We start from the raw sequence: 6,633 nt of genomic DNA on the forward strand, positions 1-6,633 counted from the left end.
CCGCCGGCGGACGGCTCGTCGCCGACCGGTCCGGAGCTGGTGTCCCGGCTGCGGCTTCCCGCGGACCTCGCCGACCGGGTCGGTGCGGCAGTCGACCGGGCGCACCGGGAAGGCCGACACCCGACGGCGGCCGACATCCGCTCGGCGGCGCGGGTCTCCGACGAGATGGCCGACCGCATTCTCGAGCAGCTCGGCCCGGTCGCGCGGAACGGACATCCGCTGCCCGCCTGACCGCACACCGTCCCGCTGCGGGGCGGGGCACCCACCACCTCCGGTGACGTGCTCCGCCCCGTTTTCTCTCTCGTATTAAGGAGTGTGCTTCGTGCTGACGCTCGAACAACGTCTGTCCGCGCGGCTGCGGTCGCCGGACTACCAGGCCTGGCGTGCCAAGGTGCGCACCGTGGGCGGCTGTGCCCGACCGGTGCGGCTGTTCGGCTCCCACCGGCTGCAGGACGCTGCGACGGGCGCGGTCCTGCACGAGACCGGAGGCAGCATCTTCGCGCCCTGCGGCAACCGCCGGGACAGCGTGTGCCCGGCCTGCTCGGACCGCTACGCGGCCGACGCCTTCCACCTCGTCCGGGCCGGCGTCGTGGGCGGCGCCAAGGGCGTCCCGGAGTCGGTGACGGCCCGGCCGCGGGCGTTCGTCACCCTGACCGCGCCGTCGTTCGGCCGGGTCCACACCCGGCGCGTGTCCGCTCGGGGCCGGGTGATGCCCTGCGGCTGTGGGGAGCGGCATCGCAGCGAGGACGATCCGCGGGTCGGCACTCCGCTCGATCCGGAGTCCTACGACTACGTCGGCGCCGTGCTGTGGCAGGCACACGCGGGCGTGCTGTGGCAGCGGTTCACCATGCGATTGCGCCGCGAGCTGGCCCATCGGGCGGGGCTGCGTGCCCGCGAGTTCGCCGACCACGCGCGGCTGTCCTACAGCAAGGTCGCCGAGTATCAACGGCGCGGCCTGGTCCACTTCCACGCCCTCGTCCGTCTCGACGGCCCCGGCGGCGCCACCGACCCAGCGCCGTCCTGGGCCGGTCCGGGCCTGCTGAACGAAGCCGTCACGGCGGCCGCGCGGGCGGTCACCGTCACCATCACCCGGCCCGGCGGTGCCCGGCTGGCGCTGACCTGGGGTGAACAGCTCGACATCCGCCCCGTCGACACCGAGGACACCGTCGGCGGCGAGGGCATCGCCGACGACGCCCTGGCCGGCTACATCGCCAAGTACGCCACCAAGGGCACCGGCACCACCGAGGGCGCCGACCGGCGGATCCGCTCGCAACTCGATATCGACCACCTACGGGTCTCGGACCATCACAGGCGGCTGATCCAGACCTGCTGGGACCTCGGCGGCCTGCAGGCCTACGAGCATCTGAACCTGCGGCGTTGGGCGCACATGCTCGGCTTCCGCGGCCACTTCCTCACCAAGAGCCGCGCCTACTCGACCACCTTCCGCGCCATCCGCGACGACCGGCGCGCGTTCCGCCTGGCCGAAACCCTCGAGGCGCTCGACCTCGACCCCGACGCGGTCGTGGTGGTCAACGACTGGCAGTTCACCGGCACCGGCTACCGCAACGACGCCGAACGCGAACTCGCCGCGGGCATCGCCGACCGAATCCGCGACCAACGCCGTCAGCAGTACCGAGAGGAGAACCTGCGATGAGCAGCAAACTCATGACCATCCGCGATGTCGCCGACTACCTCGGCGTCCCCGTGAACACGCTCTACCAGTGGCGCACCAAGGGTTACGGCCCTGCGGGCCGCCGCATCGGCAAGTACGTCCGCTACCGGCCCCAGGACGTCGAGGCGTGGGTCGAACAGCAGGGGGAGATCTGACGTGGCCGACATCGACGACCGCTGGTACCGGCGCGGCCCGGACGGCCGGCGGGAGAAGACCGAACGGCACGGCCAGGGGGCACGGTGGCTCGTGCGGTGGCGCGATCCGCAGGGCCGGCAGCGGAAGAAGAGCTTCAAGCGCAAGGCGGAGGCCGAGAGCTACGCGGCCAGTCTCGAGCACGGGCTCCGTTCCGGCTCGTACATCGCCCCGGACGCGGGCCGGGTCTCGGTGGGGGAGTGGGCGACGCGGTGGCTCGACGGTCAAGCTCACCTCGCGCCGTCCACGCTCGCCCGGTACCGGGATGTGATCGAGACGCACATCGTGCCCCGGTGGGGCAGCGTCCACCTTTCCTCGATCACGCATGCGGACGTCCAGACGTGGATCTCCGGACTGGTCGGTCGCCTCGCGTCGACCTCGGTGGCCAAGGTGCACCGGGTGTTCTCGCTGATGCTGGCCTGGGCGGTGCGGGATGCCCGGTTGGCTCGCAATCCCGCCGAGGGGGTGCGGCTGCCGCGGCCGGAGCAACCGGAACACCGCTACCTCGACCACGACCAGGTCGCGGCCCTCGCGGAACGCTGCGGTGACCACGGTGTCGTCGTGCGCTTCCTCGCCTACACCGGCCTGCGGTGGGGCGAGCTGGCCGCGCTCACGGTCGGCCGGGTGGACCTGCGTCGTCGCCGGGTCCTCGTCGCCGAGTCCGTCACCGAGGTCGGAGGGCGGCTGGTCTGGGGGAGCCCGAAGACGCACGAACGGCGCTCGGTGCCGCTGCCGCGCTTCCTGGCCGAGGAGTTGCGGCCGCGGGTCGAGGGCCGGCGTGCGGACGCGCTGGTGTTCCCGTCACCGCGGGGGGACGTGCTGCGGGTGCGCAACTTCCGGCGGCGGGTGTTCGATGCGGCCGTGCGCGAGGTCGGGCCGGAGGGCTTCCATCCGCACGAGCTCCGGCACACGGCGGCCTCGCTCGCGATCGCCTCCGGGGCGGACGTGAAGATCGTGCAACAGATGCTCGGGCACAAGACCGCGACGATGACGCTCGACCTCTACGGGCACCTGTTCCCGGACCGGTTGAACGATATCGCGGACCGGATGGATCAGATCGTGTGTGCCCCGGATGTGCCCCGGGAGTGATCACGAGACCTGCGGTAACGCGGTGACCTGGGCGCCCCCGGCAGGATTCGAACCTGCGACACCCGCTTTAGGAGAGCGGTGCTCTATCCCCTGAGCTACGAGGGCTTGCTGGAGTACGTCGGCTCCCTCCACACCCTAGCGCGTCCGCCCGCTGCGCCCGAACGGGCCTTGACTCAGCGCTCTGTGCTCACTGTAATGCCTTTACTACCTAACAGTAACTAACCTGATGCGGAGGCGGTGATCCCGTCTCCGCCCGGCGGCCGGAGGCGCTCGTGCTGAAAGTGATGTTCGCCGACGACGAGGAGCTGGTGCGGTCCGGGTTACGCGCGATGGTGACCCCCGCCCCGGACATCGAGGTCGTCGGCGAGGCGGCCGACGGCAGGACCGCCGTGGAGGCCGCACGCCGGTTCCACCCGGACGTGGCGCTGCTCGACATCCGCATGCGCACCCCGGACGACGGGATCCGCGCGCTGCGGGCGATGCAGGGGCTGCCGGAACCACCGAAGGTGGCGATGCTGACGACGTTCGACATCGACGAGTACGTCAGCCTCGCGCTGCGGTTCGGGGCCAACGGGTTCCTGCTCAAGGACATCGAACCGGCCGTGCTGGTGCGCGCGATCCGCGACCTGGCGCGGGGTGGCGCGGTGCTCGACCCGAGTGTGGCTGCGCGGATGGTCAACGCGCGCCGGGACGAACAGCGGGCCGCCGCGCCCGCGCGGGAGATGCTGTCCTCGCTGTCCGAGCGGGAGCGGGAGGTGGTGACGTTGATCGGGCAGGGGTTGTCGAACGCCGAGATCGGGGGGCGGCTGCATCTGTCGGAGGCCACCGTCAAGGGATACGTCTCGGCGGTGCTGTCCAAGATCGGGGCGGGCAACCGGGTGCAGGCGGCCCTGCTCGCCTACCGGGGCGGTCTGGTGAGCTGACGCCCGCTTGCCCCCGGAACGGGACAGCCGGGACGGCCCGGCGGCGCTCAGCATGCTCTCAGCCGGGCGGGCCAGACTGGAACCCATGCGCATACTCGTTGTCGACGACGACCGGGCGGTGCGGGACTCGCTGCGGCGGTCGCTCGCGTTCAACGGCTACGAGGTCGAGCTGGCCAGCGACGGCGCGCAGGCCCTGGAGATGGTCGCCGCCGACCGGCCGGACGCGATGGTGCTGGACGTGATGATGCCCCGCCTGGACGGGCTGGAGGTCGCCCGGCGGCTGCGCGGCATCGGGGACGACCTGCCGATCCTGGTGCTCACCGCCCGCGACGAGGTCTCCGACCGGGTCTCCGGGCTGGACGCGGGCGCCGACGACTACCTGCCCAAGCCGTTCGCCCTGGAGGAGCTGCTCGCCCGGCTGCGCGCACTGCTGCGGCGCACCGGCGGCGAGGCCACCGGGGGGCGGTCGGAGACGTTGACCTTCGCCGACCTGTCGCTGGACCCGGACACCCGGGAGGTCACCCGCGGGTCGCGCGCGATCAGCCTGACCCGCACCGAGTTCTCCCTGCTGGAACTGTTCCTCGCGCACCCGAAGCAGGTGCTCAGCCGCACCCGCATCCTGGAGGAGGTGTGGGGCTACGACTTCCCGACCTCCGGCAACGCCCTGGAGGTCTACGTCGGGTACCTGCGGCGCAAGACCGAGGCCGACGGCGAGCCCCGGCTGATCCACACCGTGCGCGGGGTCGGGTACGTGCTGCGGGAGACCCCACCGTGACGATCCCGGGCGGCCCCGCCCCGCACGACCCGCAGCCCGGCGGCCCACCGCCCGGGAGCACTCCCGGGACGGATCCCACGCCGCCGCCCGCACCCGGATCCCCGGCCCCGGAGCCGGTGCCGTCGGGTGCACGCGCCGCGGGCATGCGCCGCATGTCGTTGCGCAAGCGTTTGCTGCTGCTGGTGGCGCTGTGCGTGGGGTGCACCGTCGCGCTGGTGTCCCTGGGGGCGTACTTCACCGTGCGGAGCAACCTCTACCAGGCCTTCGACGAGAACCTGATCGACCGGGCCACCGCGGCGGTGCGCAGCCCGACGGTGGAGTCGCGGGTGGAGTCGGTTCCGGGCGCGTTCCTGGTCAGCAGCGACATCCAGATCGGACTGCTCACCGCGCGGGGCGAGATGGTGTATCCCCGGGCCGGTGACCCGCCGCCCTGGGGCCGGGACGAGCTGGCCGTCGCCCGCGGGGAGAGCGAGTCGTCCCTGCGCACCGACCGGGACACGGACATGCGGGTGGTGGCGCTGCCGTCCGGCAACGGGGTGGCGATGGTGCTGGCGCAGTCCCTGGCCCCGACCGAGCGCACCCTGCGCGAGCTCGCGCTGGTGCTGCTGTTCTTCGGCGGTCTCGGCGTGCTGGTCGCCACGGCGGCGGGCACCGCGGTGGTCCGCGCCGGTCTGCGGCCGGTGGAGCGGCTGACCTCGGCGACCGAGCGGGTGAGCCGCACGATGGACCTGCGCCCGATCCCGGTGAGCGGGGACGACGAGCTCGCCCGGCTCACGCACAGCTTCAACACCATGCTCGGCGCGGTCGCCGAGTCGCAGGAGCGGCAGCGCCGGCTGGTCGCCGACGCCGGACACGAACTGCGCACACCGCTGACGTCGCTGCGCACCAACCTGGAGCTGCTGTTGGCGGCCGACCGGCAGGGGGCGCCGTCGCTGTCGGACACCGACCGCGCGGAGATCGAGTCGGACATCCGCGCCCAGCTGGACGAGGTGACCCAGCTGATCGGGGACCTGTCCGAACTGGCGCGGGAGGACGTGCCGCAGGCGCGGGCCGAGCGGGTCGACCTGGTCGAGGTGGTCGAGCGGGCGCTGGAGCGGGCCCGCAGACGCGCGGGCGACGTCGACTTCACCACGACCCTCACCCCGTGGGTGCTCACCGGCGAGCCCGGCGCGCTGGAACGTGCGGTGCTGAACCTGCTGGACAACGCGGTGAAGTTCTCCCCGGAGGGGAGCACGGTGTCGGTCGTCGCGCGTCCGCTGGGGGACGGCACCGCCGTGGTCGAGGTCGCCGACTCCGGTCCGGGCATCGCCGAGGCCGACCTGCCGCGGGTCTTCGACCGCTTCTACCGCTCGTCGGAGGCGCGCACCCTGCCGGGTTCGGGGCTGGGCCTGGCCATCGTCAAGCAGGCCGCCGAACGGCACGGCGGCGCGGTCTACGCGGCCAACCGCCCGGAGGGCGGGGCCCTGCTGGCGATCCGCCTGCCCGGCTCTCCCGGCGATGCCCCCGATCCCGGGTCGGAAGGACGGTGACCCGAGGTGGACCGCGCGCGTGGTCTCCGGTATGCAGAGCCGCATGCGTAGTCGACGTCCCGCCTCCCGGTCACGCCACGTGTGGGTGATCGTACCGGGAGTTGCCCGATTCGCGTAAAATCTGTGGTGGTCGGCCGTTCGCGCGGGACGGAGTGAGCCATGCTGGCGCGACAACGACAAGAAGTCATTCTGGAAGAGACCCTGCGGACCGGCGCGGTGCGGGTCAGCGAGCTCGTCTCGCGGCTCGGGGTGTCCGACATGACGATCCGGCGGGACCTGGACGCGCTCGCGGGCCGGGGACTGGTCGAGAAGGTGTACGGCGGGGCCACCGCGGCCCGGCCGTCGGGACACGACGGCGTCACGCACGGCGGTACCCACGACGTCGCCCGGGACGTCGCCCACGGTGCCGGGCTGTCCCCCGGTGCGCTGCCGTCGGGTGGGCGCACGCGCCTG

The 6,633-nt window shown here is 72.7% G+C and carries 7 protein-coding genes, 1 tRNA gene and 1 pseudogene; 8 read left to right on the top strand and 1 reads right to left on the bottom strand.

Annotation, left to right across the window (positions count from 1 at the left end; genetic code table 11):
• From ACTIR_RS0101345 to ACTIR_RS0101360, 4 genes and pseudogenes are all read left to right on the top strand, one after another.
• Positions 1–231 (top strand): annotated as a pseudogene (locus tag ACTIR_RS0101345) (DUF2637 domain-containing protein); the annotation flags it as partial.
• Positions 232–322: 91 nt separating this feature from the next.
• Complete coding sequence (locus tag ACTIR_RS0101350) at positions 323–1,654, top strand: replication initiator (protein ID WP_026452944.1); 1,332 nt, start codon at positions 323–325, stop codon at positions 1,652–1,654.
• Positions 1,651–1,827 carry a helix-turn-helix transcriptional regulator gene (locus ACTIR_RS0101355; RefSeq protein WP_026452945.1) on the top strand — a complete coding sequence of 59 codons (177 nt, stop codon included), beginning with the start codon at positions 1,651–1,653 and terminating at the stop codon, positions 1,825–1,827. The genes ACTIR_RS0101350 and ACTIR_RS0101355 overlap by 4 nt, the downstream gene beginning before the upstream one ends.
• Before the next feature lies 1 nt (position 1,828).
• On the top strand, positions 1,829–2,953 hold the full coding sequence (locus tag ACTIR_RS0101360; RefSeq protein ID WP_026452946.1) for a tyrosine-type recombinase/integrase: 1,125 nt from the start codon (positions 1,829–1,831) through the stop codon (positions 2,951–2,953).
• A gap of 32 nt (positions 2,954–2,985) precedes the next feature.
• Here ACTIR_RS0101360 and ACTIR_RS0101365 read toward each other — a convergent pair.
• Positions 2,986–3,058 (bottom strand) — tRNA-Arg (locus tag ACTIR_RS0101365).
• A gap of 167 nt (positions 3,059–3,225) precedes the next feature.
• On the opposite strand from ACTIR_RS0101365, the gene ACTIR_RS0101370 reads away from it, so the two are divergent.
• From ACTIR_RS0101370 to ACTIR_RS27315, 4 genes are all read left to right on the top strand, one after another.
• Positions 3,226–3,876: a response regulator gene (locus ACTIR_RS0101370; protein ID WP_007025947.1), complete on the top strand. Its 651-nt coding sequence runs from the start codon at positions 3,226–3,228 to the stop codon at positions 3,874–3,876.
• An 85-nt stretch (positions 3,877–3,961) separates the two neighbouring features.
• Entirely contained in the window at positions 3,962–4,651 is a 690-nt protein-coding gene (locus tag ACTIR_RS0101375) for a response regulator transcription factor (RefSeq protein WP_026452947.1), read from the top strand.
• A gap of 143 nt (positions 4,652–4,794) precedes the next feature.
• Complete coding sequence (locus ACTIR_RS0101380) at positions 4,795–6,180, top strand: sensor histidine kinase (protein ID WP_052583674.1); 1,386 nt, start codon at positions 4,795–4,797, stop codon at positions 6,178–6,180.
• 159 nt (positions 6,181–6,339) lie between these two features.
• Positions 6,340–6,633, top strand: a 294-nt coding sequence (locus ACTIR_RS27315) for a DeoR family transcriptional regulator (protein WP_233345796.1), incomplete at its 3' end; no start/stop codon positions are given.

Source organism: Saccharomonospora iraqiensis subsp. iraqiensis (assembly GCF_000430445.1).
In the GTDB taxonomy this organism is placed as follows: Bacteria; Actinomycetota; Actinomycetes; order Mycobacteriales; family Pseudonocardiaceae; genus Saccharomonospora; species Saccharomonospora iraqiensis.